This window comes from Mesorhizobium sp. M0152, from assembly GCF_040322415.1.
Lineage (GTDB): Bacteria > Pseudomonadota > Alphaproteobacteria > Rhizobiales > Rhizobiaceae > Mesorhizobium.
In genome coordinates this window covers 37,485-58,850 of the sequence record NZ_JAMYTH010000007.1, presented here as the reverse complement: position 1 = coordinate 58,850, position 21,366 = coordinate 37,485, and the positions used below count along the sequence as shown (strand labels likewise).

The following is a 21,366-nucleotide window of genomic DNA, read 5'->3' as shown; positions in this document are numbered from 1 at the left end:
CCTCCTGACCATCAGCTGTCGAAGAAGACCGTTTCCTTCTCCCCCTGGAGATGGACGTCGAAGACGTAGGTGTCGCCGGTGCGCTCGGCGATCAGCGTCGGCACGCGAATGCGATGCTCGATGCGCGCCAGTATCGGATCCTGCGCATTGGCCGTTTCCTCGTCGGAGAAATAGAGCCTCGTGTGCAGGCCGAGATTGATGCCGCGCGCGACGATCCAGAGCGTGATGTGCGACGCCATCAGGCGGCCATCCCGGAAAGGAACGCGGCCCGGCTTGATCGTCTCGAACGTGCACAGGCCGGTTTCCATGTCGGCCGGGCAACGGCCCCAGCCGATAAAGTTCGGATCGGCGGCACCGCGCAGTTCGGCCGGTGAATTGTAGAGCCCATCCGCATCCGCTTGCCAGATCTCGATCAGCGCGTCCTTCAAAGGCGTGCCGGTGCCGTCGAGCACCCGGATGCGCAGGCCGATGCGTTCGCCCCTGGTCTTGTCGTTGACCATGGTCACACCGAGGTCGCTCGCATAGACGCCGGCGATGCCGCAGAAATTCGGCGTCAGTCCGATATGGACGTATGGTCCGGCGGTCTGCGAGGGGCTTTCCCTGAGCCGATCCAGCGACTGGACCATCAATTGCCCTCCAGCCTGTTTTCGAACAGCGACGAGCGGCGCCCGCGCAGCACGATGTCGAACTTGTAGGCGCGCGCGTCGAAGGGGATGGTGGCTTGCATGTCCAGCGCGGCGATCAGCGTTTCGATGGCTGCCTTGTCGGGGATGCCGCGTGCGATCGGGCATTGCCAGATCAGCGGGTCGCCCTCGAAATACATCTGCGTGATCAGCCGCTGCGCGAAGCCATGGCCGAACACGGAAAAATGGATATGCGAGGGCCGCCAGTCGTTCGGCCCGTTCGGCCAGGGATAGGGGCCGGGCTTGACGGTGCGAAAGGCATAGCCGCCGTCCTCGCCTGATATTGCGCGTCCGCAGCCGCCGAAATTCGGATCGAGCGGCGCCAGATAACCGTCGCTCTTGTGGCGGTAACGGCCGCCGGCATTGGCCTGCCAGAATTCGAGCAGCGCGCCGGGCACGCCGACGCCGCGTTCGTCGAGCACCCGCCCATAGACGATGATGCGTTCGCCGAGCGCGCTCTCGCCGGGCCTGGCGAAATTGTGGATCAGGTCGGCGTCGAGTTCGCCCAGCATGGCGTGGCCGAAGACAGGGCCGGCTATTTCCGACAGCGTGTTGTCGAAGGCGAGCGGCGCTTTCTGCGGCGAGCGCAGCACTGAGGTCTTGTAGTTCGGCGTCAGGGCCGGCGGATGCCATGTCCGGTCGCGCCGGAAAAAGGCGCCGGTCTCTGGCCCCCGGTTCGATCCGGACTTAACGGGCATTCCTGGCTTCGTCCATTTCCGAAAACACCTCCTTGGCTATTCTGAAGGCACGGTTGGCGGCCGGCACGCCGGCATAGATGGCGACATGCAGGAACGCCTCGCGGATATCGTCACGCGAGGCGCCGGTGTTGGCGGTGGCGCGCACATGCATCGCGACCTCCTCATCATGGCCGAGTGCCGCCAGCAGCGCCAGCGTGACGATCGATCGCTCGCGCTTGGTGAAGCCCGGCCGTGCCCACACCGTTCCCCAGGCGGCCTCGGTGATCAGTTCCTGGAAAGGCTGGTCGAAACCGGTGGCGGCGACTTCAGCCCGGTCGACATGGCTTTCGCCGAGCACCGACCGGCGCACCGCGAGGCCGGCGCGGTATCTGGCAGCATTGCCGGGGACTTCATCCATGGTTTTCAGCACCCGAGGGAAGCGATGCGATGAAATCGCGGATCAAGGCGGTGAGCGCCTCAGGTTGCTCAATGCAAGGGATGTGCCCGGCGCCGCGGATGATCTCGAAACGCGCGCCGGGGATCAGATCGGCGAGCGAGCGGACGAGATCGGGAGGCGTCGAGCCATCCTGGTCGCCGACGGCACAGAGCGTCGGCACCGCGATGCGCCGTGCGCTGTCGGTGAGATCGGCGTCGCGGACCGCCATGCAGGTACCGACATAGCCGGGCAGCGCTTGCCTGACCAGCATGTTGCGGCAGCCGGCAAGCTCGGCAGCACGCGCGGCATGGAAATCCGGTGTGAACCACACTTTCATCACACCGTCGGCGATCGCCTCGATGCCGTCGCGCTCCACGATCGAGATGCGGCTGTTCCAGCTCTCGGCGGTGCCGATCTTGTGGGCGGTGTCGCTGAGGATCAGCGCCTGGACTATTTCAGGCCGGCGGGCATAAAGCCGCTGCGCGATCATGCCGCCGACCGACAGGCCGAACAGCACCACCCTATCGAATCCGAAATGGTCGAGAAGACCACTGAGATCGTCGACATGGTCGTCGATCGAACGCACGCCGCCGCCGATATCCGACAGGCCGTGACCGCGTTTGTCGTAGACGAGCCGAGGCACCTCACCGGATAGCCGCGTCACGACCTCGTCCCAGATCCGAAAATCGGTGCCGAGCGAATTGATGAACACGATCGGGTGCGCCGCGCCGTTTGCCTCCACGTGAAGGTGGTGCAGCGTGATGCCGTCGATGGTGACGAATGGCACGATTTCGATCCTCCATCTCCAGATTGCACGAGGCATTTGGTTCGGTAAAATGATATTTTGTGCCGTTTCATTAACTTACAGGTTATCGAACTCATGTCCGAAGGCCGCATCCGCTTCCGTCACCTGCAAGCATTTCTCGAGGTTGCGCGGCAAGGAAGCGTGGTGAGGGCGGCCGACTTCCTGCACGTCAGCCCCCCGGCGGTGACCAAGACCTTGCGCGAACTGGAAGAGGCGCTGGGCGTCGCCGTGGTCGAACGCGATGGCCGCGGCATCCGCCTGACGCGTGTCGGCGAGATCTTCCTTCGCCATGCCGGCACGGCGGTCACGGCGCTGAAGCAAGGAGTCGATTCCGTCAGGCAGGACGGGTCGGTCAATCGCCACCCGATCCGCATCGGGGCGTTGCCGACAGTGTCAGTGCGCGTGATGCCGCTCGCCATGAGCCTGTTTCTCAAGGAAGGAACCAAGGCCGCGATCAAGATCGTCACCGGCGAGAACGCGGTACTGCTCGAACAATTGCGCATCGGCGCGCTCGATCTCGTCGTCGGCCGGCTGGCGGCGCCGGAAAACATGACCGGCTTCTTCTTCGAGCACCTCTATTCCGAACAGGTGCTGTTCGTGGTGCGCGCCGGACATCCGCTGCTCGATCCCGGGCAGGACGTGTTCACGCGCCTCGATGAATTCCCGATGCTGATGCCGACACGGGAATCGGTCATCCGCCCCTTCGTCGACCGGCTGTTCATCACCAACGGCATGACCGCGCCGGCCACCGAAATCGAAACCGTCTCGGACTCCTTCGGCCGCGCCTTCCTGCGGCAAAGCAATGCCGTCTGGATCATCTCGGCCGGTGTCGTCGCCAATGAGCTCGGCAGCGGCGTCTTCGTCGCCCTGCCGGTCAACACCGAGGAAACCAAGGGACCGGTCGGCCTGACGATGCGCACCGACGCGGCGCCTTCGCCGGCTTTCTCGATCCTGCTGAAGACCATCCGCGAAGCGGCTAGGCAAGGCAGCTGAGGCTTCGGAACGTTCGAGCCGGTGGCCTTCCTGGCCTGAAGTCATCGCGCCGCCGGCAGCCGGAGCATCTCAACATCGCAATTCCGTCGCCGCTCGAGGCGAACTCATCTGGTGCTGCCCGGCAGCGGAATTCTTTGCGATCGGCGCGCTCCCCTCCCTTGACTCCAATCACCGTGCCTATAAGACATATCATATGAATAGTATGAAGAATAAGAAATCATTCAGCGCTGCGCGCACTTCGCGTGTCGCGGTCGCGGTATTCAGCGGCTCGACGGCGCTGCACGCGACGGTCGTCGAGCAGATTGGATTGCGGATCGTGCAGGGCGATTTCCTGCCAGGCGAGGCGCTGCCCAATGCCGACGATTCCAGCGAGATGCTGGGGGTCAGCCGCACGGTGCTGCGCGAAGCGATCAAGGTGCTGGCCGGCAAGGGGCTGGTGGAGTCGCGGCCGAAGACCGGCACGCGGGTGCGTCCCCGCTCCGACTGGAATTTCCTCGACCCGGACGTCCTGTCATGGCGCTACGCCAGCGGCGTCAGCGCCGACGATGTCCGGGCGCTGTTCGAACTGCGCCGGGCCATTGAGCCGATGTCGGCGGCACTCGCCGCGCAGCGTACCACACCGGCGCAGGTTGCCGAGATCAACGCCGCTCTGGCCGAGATGGAAGCGGTTGTCGACGATGGCGACCGCTTCGCCAAGCCTGATCTGCTGTTCCACCAGACCATCCTGCGCATGACCGGCAACGAACTGATCGGCTCGCTGGCGGCGCTGGTCGAAACCGCCCTGGTAATGAGTTTTCGCCTCTCCAACGACAATCCGGAAGGGCAGCGTCACTCCTTGCCGCTGCACAGGGAAGTGGCCGAGAAGATCGCGGCTGGCGACGCATTGGGTGCGCAAAAGGCACTGCTGGTCCTCATCGACAATGCCGAGGAAGACGTGCGCCGCAGTGTCGAAAACCGCAACAAACGCCGCAACGATCGGGGTCAGGTATCGTGACCGACACCAAACGCAAGCTGCGGTCCGAGGCCTGGTTCGGTGGCGAAGGCAAGAACGCCTTCATGCACCGCAGCTGGATGAAGAACCAGGGCATTCCCGCCGACGCTTTCGACGGTCGCCCGGTCATCGGCATCTGCAACACCTGGTCGGAATTGACGCCTTGCAATGCGCATCTGCGGGCGCTGGCCGATCACGTCAAGCGCGGCGTCTATGAGGCCGGCGGGCTGCCGCTGGAGTTTCCGGTGATGTCGCTGGGCGAAAGCAACATGCGCCCGACAGCCATGCTGTTTCGCAATCTGGTCAGCATGGATGTCGAGGAATCCATCCGCGCCAATCCGATCGATGGCGTGATCCTGCTTGTCGGCTGCGACAAGACCACGCCGGCGCTGCTGATGGGGGCTGCGTCGTGCAACCTGCCGACCATCGCCGTTTCGGGCGGGCCGATGCTGAACGGCAAGTTCCGAGGCCAGGATATCGGCTCGGGCACCCATGTCTGGAAATTCGCCGAGGAGGTGAAGGCCGGTCGCATGCCGGTCGCCGACTTCCTCGCCGCCGAACAGGGCCAGAGCCGGTCGGCGGGCAGTTGCATGACCATGGGCACGGCCTCGACCATGGCCAGCATGGTGGAGGCGCTCGGCATCGGCATGCCGGATAATGCGGCGATCCCGGCCGTGGATTCGCGCCGTGGCGTGCTTGCCCAGATGGCCGGGCGCCAGATCGTCGAACTGGTCCGCAGGGACGTGACGATTTCGCAGATCCTCACCAGGCAGGCGTTCGAGAATGCCATCCGCGTCAATGGCGCGATCGGCGGCTCGACCAATGCTGTGCTGCATCTGATCGCCATAGCCAACCGGATCGGCGTCGATCTCGGCCTCGATGACTGGGACCGCCTTGGCCGCGATGTCCCGACCATTGTCGACCTGATGCCGTCGGGCCGGTTCCTGATGGAAGATTTCTACTATGCCGGGGGGCTGGCTGCGGTCATGGCGTCGCTTGATGAAGTGGGGCTTCTTCATCGCGACGCCATGACCGTCAGCGACAGGACGATCGGAGAGTTGATCGACGGCGCGGCCAACTATAACAGCGAGGTCATCCGGCCGCTGAGCGAGCCCTTGACCAAGCAAGGCGGCATCTCGATCCTGCGTGGCAATCTGGCGCCCAACGGCGCCGTCATCAAGCCGTCGGCGGCAACGCCGGAGCTTATGCAGCATCGCGGCAAGGCCGTCGTGTTCGAGAACATCGAGCATTATTACGCGCGCATCGACGATCCGGAGCTGGATATCGACTCTTCCTCGGTGATGGTGCTGAAGAACTGCGGGCCGCGCGGCTATCCCGGAATGGCCGAGGTTGGCAACATGCCGCTGCCCGCCAAGCTGCTCAAGCAGGGTGTCTCCGACATGGTGCGGATCTCCGACGCGCGCATGAGCGGCACCGCGTACGGCACGGTGGTGCTGCACGTGGCGCCTGAGGCCGCCGCGGGCGGCGCGCTGGCCCTGGTGCGCGACGGCGATTTCATCGAACTCGATGTTGCCGGCCGCCGGCTGGAACTCTTGGTTTCGGATGAGGAGCTGGCGATCCGCCGGCGTGACTGGAAGCCGCCGGCGCCGCCCGAGGGCGGCTACCAGAGCCTTTATGTCGAGCGCGTGCTGCAGGCCGACAAGGGCTGCGATTTCGACTTTCTGGTCGGCCGCCGCGATGCCGGCATTCCTCGGCATTCCCACTAGAGAGGCGCGCGATGACGGATGAAATCGGCTACGCGACCTACCCCAGCCTCACGGGGCGCAGCGTGTTCATAACCGGTGGCGGCAGCGGCATCGGCGAAAGCCTGGTGCGCCATTTCTGTGCCCAAGGCAGCCGCGTGGCGTTCGTCGATCTGGCCGAGGAGCCTTCGCGGCGCCTGGTCGATGCGATCGCGGCCGAGGGGCAGCCCGCGCCGCTGTTCATTTCCTGCGACCTGCGCAACGTGGAAGAGCTGCAGGCAGCCACCGCGCAAGCAATGCGGCACAACGGCCCGATCCAGGTGCTGTGCAACAATGCCGGCAACGACGACCGCCACCAGACCAAGGACGTGACGGTGGCCTATTGGGACGACCGCATGGCGGTCAATTTGCGCCATCAGTTCTTTGCAGCGCAAGCGGTGCGCCCGCAGATGAGCGCGCTGGGCGGCGGCTCGATCATCAATTTCGGCTCCATCACCTGGATGGTCGGCGATGCCGATTGCCCCGCCTATGTGACGGCCAAGGCGGCGGTCTACGGCATGACGCGGGCACTTGCCCGCGAACTCGGCCCCGAGCGCATCCGCGTCAACTGCATGGTGCCGGGCTGGGTGATGACCGAGCGCCAGATGCGCCTGTGGCTGAACCCGGCCGGCGAACGCCAGATCGAGGAGAGGCAGTGCCTTCCCGACCGGCTGCGGCCTTCCGACATCGCGCGCATGGCGCTGTTCCTCGCCGCCGACGACAGCCGCATGTGCACGAGCCAGCAGTTCATCGTCGATGCCGGCTGGGTGTGACCGGTTCAGTCTTGGAAGAAGGTGGTTTCATGCGTCTTGTTCAGTACAGAATGCCCGATGGCAGCAGAAGGGTCGGCCGTGTCTCCGACGACGGCGATCACCTGCACCCGCTCGAAAAGACCGGCAGCGTACTGGAACTGGCCGAAGCGGCAATTGCCGAGGGCGCATCAATCGCCGCGCTGGCCGGGAAGCGGGCGGGCACCGCTGCGATCGACTATGACGAGCTGTTGCGCGACGGCCGCGTGCTGGCGCCGGTCGACCATCCCGAGCCGGCGCGCTTCCTGGTCACCGGCACCGGCCTGACCCACACCGGAAGTGCCGCCGCGCGCGACAAGATGCATGTGCTGACCCATGGCGCGGATGCCGAGGAATCGGATTCGCTGAAGATCTTCCGCATGGGCCTGGAGGGCGGCAAGCCCGCTGCCGGGCAGATCGGGATCCAGCCCGAATGGTTCTTCAAGGGCGTCGGCACCTGCGTCGTGCCGCCCGGTGCGCCACTGCCGATGCCTGCCTTCGCGCGCGCCGGCGCCGAGGAGGCCGAGATCGTCGGCCTCTATCTCAATGGGCCAGACGGCCGCCCCTACCGCATCGGCTATGCGCTCGGCAATGAATATTCGGACCATGTGACGGAAGCCGAGAACTACCTCTATCTCGCGCACTCCAAGCTGCGCTCCTGTTCGATCGGGCCGGAACTGCTTGTCGGCGACCTGCCCGACGAAGTGCGCGGCCATTCCCGCATCCTGCGCGACGGCGCTGTGATCTGGGAGCAGGAGTTCCTGTCGGGCGAGGCGCATATGTCGCATTCGATCGCCAATCTCGAACACTTCCATTTCCGCTACCCGATGCACCGCAGGGCGGGCGACCTGCATGCCTATTTCTTCGGTGCGGCGGTGATGAGCTACGCCTCCGGCGTCAAGACGGCTGCCGGCGACGAGTATGAAATCCAGGCACAGACATTCGGCAAGCCACTGCGCAACCGGATGGTGTCGGTGCCGGACGAGGGACTGGTCGCCGTCACCCGGCTGTGACGGCGCATGTCCGGAAATAGCGGTCCAACAGAATGACAATGGGAGATTAAAAATGGGACTGAAGAAACTGTTTCTGAGAATGGCGACGATCGGGCTCGGCATCGGCCTGATGACATCGGCGGCGCTGGCCGCGAACCTGCGGGTGCTGGCCTGGGACGGCTATGCCGACCCGGACTGGGTCAAGGATTTCACGGCGGCGACCGGAATCGGCGTCGATGTCGTCTTCATCGGCAGCGATGACGAGATCTGGGCCAAGATCAAGGGCAGCGAAGGGCAGGACTTCGATGTCTTCGCCGTCAACACCGCCCAGCTGCAGCGTTACATCAAGGCCGATCTGGTATCGCCGATCGACGTGACGAAGCTCGCCAACCAGAAGGAAGTGCTGCCGCGCTTCCGCGACCTGACAAAGGTGAGCGGCGACACCAAGGACGGCAAGGTCTACGGCATTCCGTTCTGCTTCGATTCCATCGGTCTCATCTACGACACCGACAAGGTCAAGCCGGCGCCGACATCGATGTCGGTCCTGTGGGACCCGGCCTACAAGGGCAAGGTGCTGGCCTACGACAATGGCGAGCACAATTTCTCGTTCACGGCGCTGACGCTCGGCTACAAGGATCCGTTCAATCTCGACGAAGAGCAGATGGCGGCGGTCAAGGCCAAGCTGGTCGAACTCAAGCGCAACGTGCTGAGCTTCTACACCACCGCCGACGAGGCGCAGCAGATCTATCAGAACAACGATGTGGCATTGATCTGGGCCAATTACGGCCAGCAGCAGGTCAAGGCATTGCAGAAGATCGGCGCCCATGTCGCCTACGTCAACCCGAGCGAGGGCGCGCTGGCCTGGCTTGACAACTGGGTCATTTCCAAGGGCGTCCGCGACAATGCGGCGGCCGAGAAATGGATCGACTTCATGCTGACCAAGAAGGTCAGCGGCGAGCTTTCCGAACGCACCGGCTTCGGCAACACGGTGACGGAGACGAGCAGCGCCGGCGGCAACGACAAGCTTGTCTGGCTCGACAATGTCGAGGACCCGCTGAAGCGCTCGGACATGTGGAACGAAGTTAAGGCGACGCCCTGACCTTTCCGCACCCCGACTTCGAAGGACCCGGCGGTCCGGACGTTCCGGACCGCCGACGCGTATGCGAGAGTATCTTATGAACCAGAACGCCGACCTACTGACGCTGCGGTCCGTCTCGAAATCCTACGGCACGGTGCCCGTGCTGCACGACATCGACCTGTCGATCCGGGACGGCGAGTTTCTGACCGTGCTCGGGCCGTCCGGCTCCGGCAAGACCACGGTCCTGCGGCTGATCGGCGGGCTGGAGCCGCTGAGCTCGGGCGAGATCCGCCTGGACGGCCGGGACATCAGCCGCATGCCGATCAACCAGCGGCCTTTCAACACCGTGTTCCAGGACTATGCGCTGTTCCCGCACCTGACCGTTTCCGGCAATGTCGGCTATGGGCTTTCGGTGCGCCATATCCAGCGCAAGGAGATCGAGCGCCGTGTCGCGGAAGCGCTGGAACTGGTCCAGCTCGAACGTTTCACCGATCGGTTCCCAGCCCAGCTCTCGGGCGGCCAGCGGCAGCGCGTCGCACTGGCCCGGGCGCTGATTTGCCAGCCGCGCCTGATCCTGCTCGACGAGCCGCTTGCCGCGCTCGACCTCGAGCTGCGCCGACAGATGCAGGAATTCCTGAAATCCATACAGCGCGAAATCAAGACCACTTTCCTGTTCGTCACCCACGACCAGGAAGAGGCCATCTGCATGGCCGACCGGATCTGCGTCATGCAGGCCGGCCACATCCGCCAGCTCGGCACGCCGCACGAGCTTTACTACAAGCCGAACTGTGAGTTCGTGGCGCGTTTCTTCGGCGAGAACAATCTGGTGGCCGGAAAACTCGGGATGGTCCAGGGCGCCCTGCGATCGATCGAGACGGCACTCGGGCGGCTGGTCTGCTCGATCGACGGCCAGCCGCATCTGAAAGCCGCGGCGGATGGCGCCAGCGCCTTCGCTGCATTCCGTCCCGAGGCCTTGCACCTCGCTGGCGCGGACGACACCCAGAACCGATTTTCCGGCACGATCGCCGATCTGGCCTTTGCCGGCTCATCGACCGTCGCCACCATTACCGCCGGCGCCGACAACGCCGCGCAACGCCTGCGGCTGCGGGTCCCAAGCCGGATCGGCGGCAGTGCACTCACATCCGGCGGGGCGGTATCCCTCTCCTTTGCGCCGCATGAAGGCCACCTGGTGCTGGCATGAACGAAACCGGCTCGATACCGCCCGCGGAGAGGCGATGGTCTCTGCTGGTGACGGTGCTAGCCTTCGCCCTGCCGGTGGTCTTTGTCCTGGTACCGCTGGCGATCTTCCTCGGCTACAGTTTCTTCAGCGTCGACCAGGGCACGATCGTCTACGGGCTGTCGCTAGGAAACTATATCCGCTTCTTTACCGATCCGGTCTTTCTCCCGGTGTTCTGGAACACCATCATACTGTGCGTTTCGGTGGCGGTCCTCTGCATTCTGCTTGCCTATCCCGCCGCCTATTTCCTGACGACGTTGAGAGGACGCTGGCGCTACGCCTTGTTGATGCTGCTGCTGGTGCCGCTGCTGATGAGCTACGTCATCAAGATCTACGCGATCCGCAGCATTCTCGGCCTCAATGGCTTTCTCAACAAGGCGCTGGTGGCGCTCGGTATCCTGTGGGAACCGTCGACGCTTTTCGTGTTCAACATGAACGCCATACTGCTGACGCTGACCCTGCTGCTGATCCCGTTCGCCATCCTGCCGATCTTCCTGTCGCTGGAGCGGATCCCGCAGACCTTGCTGCGTGCTTCCGACGATCTTGGCGCCAGCGGCTGGCAGACGTTCCTGCGCATAACCTTGCCGCTCAGCCTGCCCGGCGTCGCCTCGGCGGCGAGCTTCGTCTTCGTGCTGGCAATCGGCGATTTCCTGACACCGCAAATGGTCGGCGGGATCAGCGGCTTTACCTTCGGCCGCATCCTCTACAGCCAGTTCGGCACGGCCTATAACTGGCCGTTCGGCGCGGCGCTGTCGGTGGCATTGGCGGTCGTGGTCATCGTCGCAATCCTTGTCGGCGAACGCTTCGGGCGCAGCCGGGGAACGCCGATATGACCGCCCTGCCCCGCCCCTCCACCATCTTCCTGGCCGCGATCACGACACTGGTTGCCGTGCTGCTCTACAGCCCGCTGTTCGTGCCGATCGTGTCGTCGTTCTTCGCGGTGTCGCATGGCAGTGTCGACTGGTCGTCACCGACCGTCTCGACCTATGTGGCGCTGGCCGAAAACCATGACATCCTGGCCGCCCTGCGCACCACGCTGATCGTCGGTCTCTGCACCGTGATCCTGTCCGTGGTCAGCGGAACGCTGCTGGCGCTCTACTATCACGGCCGCCGTTCCGGGCGTTCGGTGCTGCAGTTCATCATCTTCCTGCCGTTCCTGATGCCACCCATCATCAGCGGCCTGGCCCTGCTGATCTTCTTCCGCGAGATCGGCCTTGAACGTTCGTTGCTGACGGTCGTGATCGGACACACCGTCTTTGTGCTGGCGATCGTCTATCGCACCGTGCTGATGCGGCTGCAGTCGATGAGCCGCACGCTGGTCGAGGCATCCTCCGATCTCGGCGCCACGGGCTGGCAGACCTTCTGGCGCATCATCCTGCCCAATCTGTCGAGCGCCATGGTCGGCGGCGGCATCCTGGCCTTCGCGCTGTCGTTCGACGAAACGATGATCACCATCCTGGTCACCGGCACGCAGAGCACGCTGCCGGTCAGGCTCTGGGCAATGATGCGGCTCGGCTTCTCACCCGACATCAATGCGCTGGTGGCGCTGATCCTGATGTTCACGGTGCTGCTGTGCATACTTGCCGCCCGTTTTCTGATCCCCAGGCAAGTCGCGACGGAACGGACGTAAGAACGATGCGGGGCAATGCCGGCAGAACGATGCCCGGCATCGACCTTGCAGGGGCCGATGCCGGGCGGGACAAGTAAGATGCCTTACTGAAGCTTGGCTTGCAAAGCGTTGACGTCGTCGGTCGTCATTTCGCCGTCAGTCGTCACCTTGCCGTCGACGATCTTCCACAGCCGGAACGGGCCGGTGATGTCGCCATATTTGTCGAAGGCGACCGGACCGATGACGCCTTCGTAGCGGATCGGCTTGCTGTCCTTGATCAAGCCGAGCGCCTTGGCGAACTCGTCCTTGCCGGCGAAGATCGGCGTGCCGGCCGGGTCGACCGCCTTGTACATCGCGTCCTTGATCTTGGCCGGATCCTCGGAGCCGGCAATAGCGATGGCGAGGCCGACGATGGCGCCGGCATCGTAGGAGCGGTCGGCGGCCGGATTGGACGGCTCGATGCCGGAGAACTCCTTGTAGTTCTTCATGAAGTAGTCGGTCGATGCGGTTGGGCTGGTGCCCGATGACGTGCCATAGGCCTCCTTCAGGTAGTCGGCGCCGACGGATTCGATGAAGTCAGGGCTGTTCATGCCGTCATTGAGCAGGAATTTCTGCACGCCGCCTTGCGAAATCCAGGTGCGGGCGACCGTTGCACCGTCGACCGGCGTGCTGACGAGATAGAGCCCATCCGGTTCGCCACCCATAGCCGCGGTGACTTCGGAGGCATAGCTCGACTGCTTCTCGTTGTATGGCGTATCGGACACGATGGTGCCGCCGAGCGCTTTATAGGCGCGCGAGAATTCAGCCACCATGTTGACGCCGAAGTCGTTGTTGACATGGATGATCGACAGTTTCTTGAAGCCCTTGTCGATGGCGTATTTGGCGGCGGCGACGCCTTGCAAAGCATCCGAGGTGATGGTGCGGAAGAAGATGCCGTTGGTCTTGCCGTCGCGGCCGAGCGCCGTCAGCGTCGGCGAAGACGAGGCAGGCGAGACCTGGACGATCTTGGCGGGCGCCGTGACCGAGGTCAGGATCGGGATCGACACCGACGAGATGATGCCGCCGATGATGACCGGCACTTTCTTGACCTGGACCAACTGGGTGGCGGCGTCGACCGCGATGTTGCCCTGGCTCTGGCTGTCGCGCGTGTCCGCCGCCAGATCGCAGCCGCGCACGCCGCCGGCTGCGTTGATGTCACGGAAGGCCATCTCGACCGACTTGGCGCCAGCCTGGCCATATTCGCCGGCCGGGCCGGTCAGTTCCATGACCAGGCCGACGGTGATCTTGCAATCGGCGGCCTGTGCCGCACCGGCGATCGTCACGAGAGCGAGCGCGGTGGTGAGTTGGAGTATCGTTTTTGTCATTGTTGTTCCCCTTTCGTTGTTCTGATCTCTGGAGCCTGTTTCAGCCTTCCGGCATCTGCAGCCAGGTTTCATGCAGATGTCGCCATTCGACGCCGTTGGGCGCCGATGAACTGATGGTGAAGACGGCGCTCGACTGGCGGCGGCTGTGCCTGCCCGCGCGCAGCTGCGCCTCGACATAGAAGACGACGATGGTATCGGCACTCTGCCAGCCGGGCCGGATGTCCTCTATCGCGATGGCAAAGCCGTCGTCGCAAGTGGCGCGGCTCGAGCGGACATGATCGACGACCGCAGCGCGATCGAGAACCTGGCCGTCCGGCGCGACCATAGCGAAGCCTTCGCCCATGGCGCGTTCGAAGCGGCTGAAATCGACCTCGTCGGCGCGCGCGGCGACGAACCAGCCGACGAAGAAGCGATGCAGGTCGATCACCTCGGCGCTGGCCCTCGAAAACAGCGTGTCGTTGATGGCGATCATGTCCGGCCCGCGTTCAGATTGTAGTGCATGATCGATCCGTGACGGCCATGGCGGTCGCGCTCCAGCGTGTAGACGTCGCCCTCGGGGCCTTGGCTTTGCGCAATCACCGACGCGATTTTCGCGCGGTCCCGGGCATCAAGAGTAATGTCCATGATTTTCGCATTCGCCAGCGCATGCGCCTGGTTGCGGGCGCCGACGATGACGGCAGCCACTTGCGGCTGTGCGAGCACCCAGGCGCTCGCCACTGTCGCGATGTCGACGCCATGGCGATCGCCAACGGACTTCAACGCCTGAAGCAGCTGCTGGAACAGATCCCAGCCGCCAAAATCGTCTATGATCAGCTTGTATTTGACCAGCGACCGGTTCTCGAGCGGCGTGGCGGGCTCGGCCGCGCCCAGCCATCTGTCGCTGAGAAAACCGCCGGCCACGGAACCGTAGCAGAGGAAGCTGACACCGTTTTTCGCGGCGAGCGCGGCGAGGCTGTTGCCCGGCCGCTGGTCGAGCACCGAATATTGCAGTTGCTGGCTGACCAGCGGGATGCCGGCGGCGAGGATTTCGGCCAGCCGCGGCGTGTCGAAATTGGTGGTGCCGAGATTACGCACCTTGCCTTCCAACCGAAGCTCGTCGAGCCATCCCATCGTCTCGACATAGCCGGCTATCGCATAGTCCCACCAGTGGAACTGCACGAGATCGAGCCTTTCGGTCTTCAGCCGCCGCAACGACTGGTCGACGATGCCCCTGATATAGTCGCGGCTGATGTTGGCGAGCCGTTCGAGGTCGGGCACCAGCTTGGTATGCACCTTCATCCTGGCCGCGACGTCGAGGCCGCGCTCGCTCGCCAGCCGCAGGCGCGCGGCGCCGATCAGTTCCTCGACGCCGGTGTAGATGTCGGCGCAATCATAAGTCCAGATGCCGGCGTCGAAGGTGGCGATCAGGTCGGCGACCGCCTGCTGGCGGTCGATGGTGCCATGCCCGCCGGCCAGTTGCCAACCGCCGCGAATGACACGCGAGATGGTGTAGCCGGGGCTGAGTTCGAAGGTCCTGGCTGTCATCCGCGGTTACCCTCCTCCGGCAGCGGCACCGCCGTCGTCTCGGCATGGCTGAACCGCCTTTTACCTGTCCTGACGATCCGCAGCCGGCTGGCGCAATTGGGATCGGGACAAGCAACCTCGGCATCCGATGTCATCCAGTCGTTGGCGTGGGTCGGTCGCTGCTTTGCCGCCAGCAGCGGCAGCACGGCGGCAAGCGAATAGATCGAGAAGCCTTGCCCCGCCGGCATCGACAGCATCTCGCCCTTGAGCTCGAAATAGTCGCCTTGCTTGGCGCCGCAATAGATCGGCTTGCCCTGCGGGATGACGGCCTCGACGCGAAGGTCGAAGAGCTCGAAACTGTCGTCAGCCATTTGAGGCCTCCACCAGGCTGAAGGTCACGTCGCAGGCACCGTTGCGCCGGATCACCCCACATGCGGCGGCGAACTGTTCGCGCTCCTCAGGCGGCACCTGCGCCACCACGCTGCCGGCGAGCCAGCCGATCGGGAACAAGAGACGCGCGCCTTGCCCGTAGAACAGGCCGATATCGAAGATCGCACTGGGGTTGCCGCCCCACATGCGCGGCGGCACGTAGGACAGCACGATGTCTCCCGGCTGCGGCGTCAAAGTCGCGTTCTCCGCCGGCAGGACTTTTGCATAGGCCTGTCCCTTGAGATCGGCGGCGGGCACCGGGCAGGAGATTTCCGGCCCGGTCCACATCGCATGGATGCCGGGGACGACGCGCGGAGTGCCCAGATAAGCCCTGAGAAAGGCTGCATTCTCCGGCGCCTTGCCGGGCAGCAGCTGGGCCGTGACGGAGAGCTTCGAGCGCGGCTCGGTGATGCTGATGGCGGTCATGTCCGGTCTTTCGCGGCGGCGGATTGCAGCTTGCTGCGCAGGAAGGTGAAGGGCCGGCTGATGTCGGCGGCCAGCGACTCGCGCGCCGCCTGCGCGTCCTGAGTGGCCAGCGCGGTAACGATGCGGCGGTGATACTGGGCGGTGTCGACCTCGCCGGCTTCCGAGAAGGCGTAGATGGCGACGCGAATGCAGGGTCCGGATTGCAGCCATAGGCTCTCGATCATCGGGATCAGCACGGCCGAGCCGCAGGAGCGATAGATCTCGAAATGAAAGCTCTGGTTGAGCGTGACTTCGCGATCGACATCCTTCTTGTGTTTCAGCGCCCGCATCTCGTCCCATTCGCCCAGGATGGTCTCGATGGTGGCGATCTGGCGCGGGCCCATGCGCGCGGCGGCCAGCGCGATCGCCTCGCCCTCGATCAGGATGCGGGCACGCAGGAGATCATCCAACCGTTCCAGCGTGATCGGTGGCACCCGCACCGAGCGGTTGGGCAGAGCCTCCAGCGCCTTTTCCGTGATCAGCCGGCCGAGCGCCTCGCGCACCGGCATGGTCGAGGTGACCAGCGCATCGGCAAGGCCCCGGATGGTCAGCACCTGGCTTGGCTCGAACAGGCCGCCGATCAAGGCACGGCGCAACTCGGAGTAGACGCGATCCTGCACGGTCTCGCGGCCGACCGGCGCAAGCTGGGCAGCGATCGCTTCATTGTTCTTTTCGATGGCAGCCTTTTGCATGGAAATCCATCTCGGCCCGTTTTCGGCTTGCGGATGAAATTAAAGCCGAATAGCGTGATCAACGCAAGTGTGATCACAAATCAAAATCAGGAGGCGGCACCGATCGTCTTCGGCCAGAGGGTTTGATGAGCGAGGCAACCGAACGGCACGGGCGGGAGACCCAAGCGCCGGTTCTAAGCGCAAGAAACGTCGTCAGGCGGTTCGGCGGCCTCGTCGCCGTCAACGACGTATCGTTTGACGTCGAGGCGGGAGAAATCCTCGGCCTTATCGGCCCGAACGGCGCCGGCAAGACGACGATGTTCGACCTGCTGGCCGGCAGCATCCCGCCAAGCAGCGGCGAGATCATTCTGAACAATGCGAATGTCTCAGGCGAAGCCGCTCATCTGCGCATCGGCCGTGGCCTTGGCCGCACCTTCCAGATCCCGCGCCCGCTGCCCAATCTGACACTGATCGAAAACATCATGCTGGCGGCACAGGGCCAGGCCGGCGAAAGATTGCTCGCCAATTTCGTCACTCCGTGGCGGGTGGCGGCGCAGGAAAGAGCGGCCAGGACAAAGGCCCTCGAACTGCTGGACCTCGTCACCCTCACCCACCTGGCGCACGAGCCGGCGCGCGTGCTTTCCGGCGGCCAGCGCAAGCTGCTCGAACTCGCCCGCGTGATGATGGCCGACCCGGCCATCATCCTGCTCGATGAGCCGGCGGCGGGCGTCAACGCGACGCTGCTCGAAGTCATCATCGACCGCATCCGCGACATCAACGCGCGCGGCATCACCTTCCTGTTGATCGAGCACAATATCGACATGGTGACGCGGCTCTGCCATCGCGTCCTGGTCATGGCGAGCGGCCAGTTGCTGAGCGAAGGCACGGCGGAAGAGGTCGCCCGCGACCCGCGTGTCATCGAGGCCTATCTCGGAGGCGCGGCATGAGCGAGATTGTCCTCGATGTCCGCGATCTCGAAGCCGGCTACGAACCCGGCGTGCCGATCGTGCGTGGTGCCTCGATCACCGTCGGCAAGGGCGAGATCGTCGTCGTCCTCGGTCCGAACGGCGCCGGCAAGTCGAGCTTCATCAAGGCGATCGCCGGCCTGGTCCCGATCACCGGCGGCACGGTATTTCTGGACGGCAAGGACATCACCGCCGCTCCCGCCCACACCATGGTGCGGCTCGGCCTCGCCTTCGTGCCGCAGACCGAGAACATTTTCCCGCTAATGTCGGTGGAGGACAATCTCAAAGTTGCCTGCGGCATTCTCGAGCGGCGCGAAATCCCTGCCCGCATGGACGAAATGTATGCGGCCTTCCCCGACCTCGTCCGCCAGCGGCGGACCGCCGCCGGCAACCTGTCGGGCGGGCAGCGGCAGATGCTGGCCGTCGCGCGGGCGCTGATCGTCCATCCCAAGGTGCTTGTGCTGGACGAGCCGTCGGCCGGCCTGTCGCCGAAATTCGTCTCGATGGTGTTCGAGATGCTGGCCGGCATCCGCAAGTCCGGCGTCACCATCCTGTTGGTCGAGCAGAACGCCAAGGCTGCACTTGCCATTGGCGACCGCGCCTATGTGCTGGTCGAGGGCAAGGACCGGCACGAAGGCGTCGCCTCCGAACTGTGGAACGACCCCGTCGTCGCCGAACTCTATCTTGGCCAGCGGCCGCTTGGTGCAGAGAAGGTGGGGCACGCCGGCAAGGGAGGCGCGGCATGAGCTTGCAATTCGTCGTCGACGGCCTCTTGACCGGCTCGATGATCGGCCTCGGCGCGATCGGCGTGACGCTTACCTACTCGATCCTGCGCTTTTCCAACTTCGCCCATGGCGATTTCATGGCCTGGGGGACTTATGCAACGCTGGCCGTCGTCGGCGCCATCGGTGCGGCCTTCGGCAAGGTGGCGCCGATCGGACCGCTGTCGTTCGGCTGGCCGCTTCTTGTCGCGCTGCTCGTCGGCATGGCATTCACCGCCCTCCTGGCACTCCTGCTCGACAAGGTGCTGTTCGCGCGGCTGCGCTCACAGGGCCAGGCGATCATCGTGGTGATGGCGAGCTTCGGCGCCTCGATGGCGCTCCGGAGCCTGCTCGAGTTCACCTTCACCTCGCGGCCGACCTATTTCAGCCGGGCGATCCAGATCGCCATGCCGGTCGGCTTCGGCATTCGCATCACGCCCGACCAGATCGCGCTTTTGCTGCTGACAGCCGCGCTCGTGCTTGGCGTGCATCTGTTGATGACGCGCACGCAGACCGGCCGCTCGATGCAGGCCTTGAGCCAGAACCCGGCACTCGCCCGCATCGTCGGCATCGACGTCGCCAGCGTGGTCCGCGTCACCTGGATCATCGGCGGGGCGCTCGCTTGCGTGGCCGGCGTGATGATCGGCATCCTGGTGCAGATCCGTCCGTTCATGGGCTTCGACATGCTGCTGCCGATGTTCGCCGCCGCCATCCTCGGGGGCATCGGCAGCATTCCAGGTGCTGTGCTCGGCGGCCTGATCATCGGGCTCGCCGAAGCCGGCGCCGTGCAAATGATCGGCGCCGAATGGCGCGCCGCCGTCTCCTTCGTTATCCTGATGGCGGTGCTGTTCGTGCGGCCGATCGGCCTGTTTGGTGTAAGGGAACGCTGATGGACCTGCTCGGCTACGGCGCGTTCTTCCTGACCACCGCGCTGATCTTTTCGCTGGTCACGCTGGGGCTCAACCTGCAATGGGGACTGACCGGGGTTTTCAATGTCGGCCTCGCTGGCTTCGTCGCCATCGGCGCCTACACCTCGGCGCTGCTGACCACGCCGGATGATGCCGCGCGGCTGGGCGGTTTCGGCCTGCCGATCCTTGCCGGCTGGCTTGGTGCCATGGTCGTCGGCGGCATCGCCGCCGCGCTGACCGGCATGGCGACGCTGCGGCTCAGGTCCGACTATCTGGCGATCACCACCTTCGGCGTCGCCGTCGTCGTGCAGCTGGTCGCGCTCAACGCACAGAAATTGACCGGCGGACCGTTCGGCATCGGCTTCATTCCGCGCCCCTTCGGCGGCCTTGCCGAGACGCCGCTGTTGTTCAACCTGGCCAACCTCGCCGTCGTCTCAGCGGTCACGCTGATCGCCTATCTCGCTTTGGAGCACCTGTCGCGCAGCCCATGGGGGCGCGTCTTGAAAGCGTTGCGCGAGGACGAGCGGGCGGCAATCTCGCTGGGCAAGAGCGCGCGTTTCTACCGCGTCCAGGCCTTTGCCGTCGGCGGCGCCATCATGGCGCTGGCCGGCGCGCTGCAGGCGCACTTCACCGGCTTCATCGCACCGGACAACTACCTGCCGATCCTCACCTTCCAGGTCTGGGTGATGCTGATCGTCGGCGGCTCGGGCAGCAATCTCGGCGCCGTCATCGGCAGCGTCCTGGTGTGGGCGATCTGGGCAGGATCGGGCACCCTGACCAGCGTGCTGTTCCCGCCGGAACAGCAGGCGCGCGCCGCCTCGCTGCAGATCGTCGCCATCGGCGTCATGCTCTGCGTCATCCTGCTGATCCGGCCGAACGGCCTGTTCGGCGACAGGCCGCGGCGGCCGCGCTTCGGCAAACGGGCGAAGGTGGCTGCGGCCAAGAGCAGTTCCGGGTCATGAATGCCTTGGTCCGGCGGGAGGCACATGGCACTTCGCTCTGGCATGCCGTCAGCCGCAGCCGCCGCGAGCGGCCGGCGCTGCAAGGTGAGATCGACGTCGATCTCGCCATTGTCGGTGGCGGCTTTTCCGGTCTATCGACCGCGCTGCACGCGGCCGGGAAAGGGCTTTCCGTCGCCGTTCTCGAAGCCGAATTCATCGCTTGGGGCGCGACCGGCAGGAATGCCGGTTTCGTCGTACCGAACTTCGCCAAGATGGATCCGGACGACATTCTTGCCCACCTCGGATCCGAGCGCGGCGAAAGGCTGATCGATTTCGCTGTCGGCAGCGCCGACCTCGTCTTCGATCTGATCCGGCGGCACGGCATAAACTGCGACGCCTTGCAGAACGGGTGGATCCAGCCGGCGCATTCGCTCGCCGCGTTCGAGAAGGTCAAATCACGCGCCGGGCAATGGGCACTGCGCGGCAGGCCGACCGTCACGCTGAATCGGCAAGAGGTCGAAGCGCTGACGGGCGCGCGCGGCTATGCCGGCGGCTGGATGGATCGTTCGGGTGGCGTGCTCAATCCGGTGGAATACGCACGCGGGCTGGCCGGTGCGGCGGAGAAGGCCGGCGCGCGGATTTTCGAGCATAGCCCGGTCGCGTCGATCGATCGCACTGCCGAAGGCTGGACGCTGAAAACGCCATCGGGTTCGGTGCACGCCGCCAAAGTGCTGATCGCGACCAACGCCTATGGCGGGCCACTCAATCCGTCATTGCAGCGGACCTATTTTCCGCTGAAGGTTTTCCAGATCGCGACCGCGCCTCTGCCGCGCGAAACTCGCACCCGCCTCTTGCCCGGCGGTCAAGGTGTCGGGGATACCAGGCGCAATCTCTTCACCTTCCGCTTCGACGCCGAGAATCGGCTGATCAGCGGCGGCATGCACATCCTCGGCGCCGCCGCCGATACGCGCGTGCCGCAGGCGATCTGGCGAAGGCTTGGCCGGCATCTCGATCTCCCCGACCTGCCGCCGCTGGCCTATAGCTGGTCGGGGATGGCGGCGGTCGAACCGGATTTCCTGCCGCACCTCATCGACCTCGGGCCAGGGCTGATCGCCGGCCGTGCCTGCAATGGGCGCGGCATCGCCATGACGACGGCGATGGGGAAGGTGCTGGCCGACTGGGCCGCGGGAACCGATGCGCGTGACCTTCCGCTGCCCTTCGCGCCGCCGGCACCGATCCCGTTTCACGCTGTGCTGCGGCACGCGCCCAATGTGCTGCTCGGCTGGAGCATGCTGCGCGACCGGCTGGACGGCTAGGCCGGACGATCA

At 64.7% G+C, this 21,366-nt stretch carries 24 protein-coding genes; 14 read left to right on the top strand and 10 right to left on the bottom strand.

Going from position 1 to position 21,366, the window contains the following annotated elements; all coding sequences use genetic code 11:
• Positions 1-11 precede the first annotated feature (11 nt).
• From pcaG to pcaD, 4 genes are read right to left on the bottom strand one after another with little or no spacing between them, the layout of a single operon-like run.
• A complete protein-coding gene (gene pcaG / locus NKJ26_RS09950; protein ID WP_352695115.1) occupies positions 12-626 on the bottom strand; it encodes a protocatechuate 3,4-dioxygenase subunit alpha in 615 nt (204 codons plus the stop codon).
• The gene (gene pcaH / locus NKJ26_RS09945) at positions 626-1,381 is read right to left on the bottom strand and encodes a protocatechuate 3,4-dioxygenase subunit beta (RefSeq protein ID WP_352695114.1); all 756 of its coding nucleotides are present in this window, start codon (positions 1,379-1,381) and stop codon (positions 626-628) included. Before pcaH ends, pcaG begins: the two co-directional genes overlap by 1 nt.
• Positions 1,371-1,778, bottom strand: a complete 408-nt coding sequence (pcaC, locus tag NKJ26_RS09940; RefSeq protein WP_352695113.1) for a 4-carboxymuconolactone decarboxylase — start codon at positions 1,776-1,778, stop codon at positions 1,371-1,373. Before pcaC ends, pcaH begins: the two co-directional genes overlap by 11 nt.
• The gene (pcaD, locus tag NKJ26_RS09935; RefSeq protein WP_352695112.1) at positions 1,771-2,583 is read right to left on the bottom strand and encodes a 3-oxoadipate enol-lactonase; all 813 of its coding nucleotides are present in this window, start codon (positions 2,581-2,583) and stop codon (positions 1,771-1,773) included. The genes pcaC and pcaD overlap by 8 nt, the downstream gene beginning before the upstream one ends.
• A gap of 93 nt (positions 2,584-2,676) precedes the next feature.
• Between pcaD and pcaQ the strand changes: the two genes are divergently transcribed.
• From pcaQ to NKJ26_RS09890, 9 genes are all read left to right on the top strand, one after another.
• Entirely contained in the window at positions 2,677-3,594 is a 918-nt protein-coding gene (gene pcaQ / locus NKJ26_RS09930; protein ID WP_352695111.1) for a pca operon transcription factor PcaQ, read from the top strand.
• Positions 3,595-3,787: 193 nt separating this feature from the next.
• Positions 3,788-4,588, top strand: a complete 801-nt coding sequence (locus NKJ26_RS09925; RefSeq protein WP_352695110.1) for a FadR/GntR family transcriptional regulator — start codon at positions 3,788-3,790, stop codon at positions 4,586-4,588.
• The gene (locus NKJ26_RS09920; protein ID WP_352603908.1) at positions 4,585-6,312 is read left to right on the top strand and encodes an IlvD/Edd family dehydratase; all 1,728 of its coding nucleotides are present in this window, start codon (positions 4,585-4,587) and stop codon (positions 6,310-6,312) included. Before NKJ26_RS09925 ends, NKJ26_RS09920 begins: the two co-directional genes overlap by 4 nt.
• An 11-nt stretch (positions 6,313-6,323) precedes the next feature.
• A complete protein-coding gene (locus NKJ26_RS09915) occupies positions 6,324-7,100 on the top strand; it encodes an SDR family NAD(P)-dependent oxidoreductase (protein WP_352695109.1) in 777 nt (258 codons plus the stop codon).
• Between the two features lie 29 nt (positions 7,101-7,129).
• On the top strand, positions 7,130-8,128 hold the full coding sequence (gene araD1 / locus NKJ26_RS09910; RefSeq protein ID WP_352695108.1) for an AraD1 family protein: 999 nt from the start codon (positions 7,130-7,132) through the stop codon (positions 8,126-8,128).
• 52 nt (positions 8,129-8,180) lie between these two features.
• Positions 8,181-9,206, top strand: coding sequence for an ABC transporter substrate-binding protein (locus NKJ26_RS09905; protein WP_352695107.1), 1,026 nt, complete (start codon positions 8,181-8,183; stop codon positions 9,204-9,206).
• A gap of 76 nt (positions 9,207-9,282) precedes the next feature.
• Positions 9,283-10,386 carry an ABC transporter ATP-binding protein gene (locus NKJ26_RS09900; protein ID WP_352695106.1) on the top strand — a complete coding sequence of 368 codons (1,104 nt, stop codon included), beginning with the start codon at positions 9,283-9,285 and terminating at the stop codon, positions 10,384-10,386.
• Entirely contained in the window at positions 10,383-11,255 is an 873-nt protein-coding gene (locus NKJ26_RS09895; RefSeq protein ID WP_352695105.1) for an ABC transporter permease, read from the top strand. The genes NKJ26_RS09900 and NKJ26_RS09895 overlap by 4 nt, the downstream gene beginning before the upstream one ends.
• Positions 11,252-12,052: an ABC transporter permease gene (locus tag NKJ26_RS09890; protein ID WP_352695104.1), complete on the top strand. Its 801-nt coding sequence runs from the start codon at positions 11,252-11,254 to the stop codon at positions 12,050-12,052. The genes NKJ26_RS09895 and NKJ26_RS09890 overlap by 4 nt, the downstream gene beginning before the upstream one ends.
• Before the next feature lie 83 nt (positions 12,053-12,135).
• Here the strand turns inward: NKJ26_RS09890 and NKJ26_RS09885 are convergent, their stop codons facing one another.
• The 6 genes from NKJ26_RS09885 to NKJ26_RS09860 are packed head-to-tail and all read right to left on the bottom strand — an operon-like array spanning position 12,136 to position 16,484.
• Complete coding sequence (locus NKJ26_RS09885; protein WP_352695103.1) at positions 12,136-13,395, bottom strand: ABC transporter substrate-binding protein; 1,260 nt, start codon at positions 13,393-13,395, stop codon at positions 12,136-12,138.
• Between the two features lie 40 nt (positions 13,396-13,435).
• Entirely contained in the window at positions 13,436-13,867 is a 432-nt protein-coding gene (locus tag NKJ26_RS09880) for a hypothetical protein (RefSeq protein ID WP_352695102.1), read from the bottom strand.
• Positions 13,864-14,919: an aldo/keto reductase gene (locus tag NKJ26_RS09875; RefSeq protein WP_352695101.1), complete on the bottom strand. Its 1,056-nt coding sequence runs from the start codon at positions 14,917-14,919 to the stop codon at positions 13,864-13,866. The genes NKJ26_RS09880 and NKJ26_RS09875 overlap by 4 nt, the downstream gene beginning before the upstream one ends.
• A complete protein-coding gene (locus NKJ26_RS09870; RefSeq protein ID WP_352603926.1) occupies positions 14,916-15,269 on the bottom strand; it encodes a TIGR04076 family protein in 354 nt (117 codons plus the stop codon). Before NKJ26_RS09870 ends, NKJ26_RS09875 begins: the two co-directional genes overlap by 4 nt.
• Complete coding sequence (locus tag NKJ26_RS09865) at positions 15,262-15,753, bottom strand: DUF3830 family protein (RefSeq protein ID WP_352695100.1); 492 nt, start codon at positions 15,751-15,753, stop codon at positions 15,262-15,264. Before NKJ26_RS09865 ends, NKJ26_RS09870 begins: the two co-directional genes overlap by 8 nt.
• The gene (locus NKJ26_RS09860) at positions 15,750-16,484 is read right to left on the bottom strand and encodes a GntR family transcriptional regulator (RefSeq protein WP_352603930.1); all 735 of its coding nucleotides are present in this window, start codon (positions 16,482-16,484) and stop codon (positions 15,750-15,752) included. Before NKJ26_RS09860 ends, NKJ26_RS09865 begins: the two co-directional genes overlap by 4 nt.
• Before the next feature lie 125 nt (positions 16,485-16,609).
• Between NKJ26_RS09860 and NKJ26_RS09855 the strand changes: the two genes are divergently transcribed.
• Genes NKJ26_RS09855 through NKJ26_RS09835 form a run of 5 tightly spaced genes read left to right on the top strand, consistent with a single transcriptional unit; the run spans position 16,610 to position 21,354 of the window.
• Positions 16,610-17,410: an ABC transporter ATP-binding protein gene (locus tag NKJ26_RS09855; protein WP_352695099.1), complete on the top strand. Its 801-nt coding sequence runs from the start codon at positions 16,610-16,612 to the stop codon at positions 17,408-17,410.
• Positions 17,407-18,174 (top strand): branched-chain amino acid ABC transporter ATP-binding protein, encoded by a 768-nt coding sequence (locus NKJ26_RS09850; RefSeq protein ID WP_352603934.1) that lies wholly within the window; start codon positions 17,407-17,409, stop codon positions 18,172-18,174. Before NKJ26_RS09855 ends, NKJ26_RS09850 begins: the two co-directional genes overlap by 4 nt.
• Positions 18,171-19,079: a branched-chain amino acid ABC transporter permease gene (locus tag NKJ26_RS09845; RefSeq protein ID WP_352603936.1), complete on the top strand. Its 909-nt coding sequence runs from the start codon at positions 18,171-18,173 to the stop codon at positions 19,077-19,079. The genes NKJ26_RS09850 and NKJ26_RS09845 overlap by 4 nt, the downstream gene beginning before the upstream one ends.
• Entirely contained in the window at positions 19,076-20,059 is a 984-nt protein-coding gene (locus NKJ26_RS09840; RefSeq protein WP_352695233.1) for a branched-chain amino acid ABC transporter permease, read from the top strand. The genes NKJ26_RS09845 and NKJ26_RS09840 overlap by 4 nt, the downstream gene beginning before the upstream one ends.
• Positions 20,056-21,354, top strand: a complete 1,299-nt coding sequence (locus NKJ26_RS09835; protein ID WP_352695098.1) for an NAD(P)/FAD-dependent oxidoreductase — start codon at positions 20,056-20,058, stop codon at positions 21,352-21,354. Before NKJ26_RS09840 ends, NKJ26_RS09835 begins: the two co-directional genes overlap by 4 nt.
• Positions 21,355-21,366: the final 12 nt, after the last annotated feature.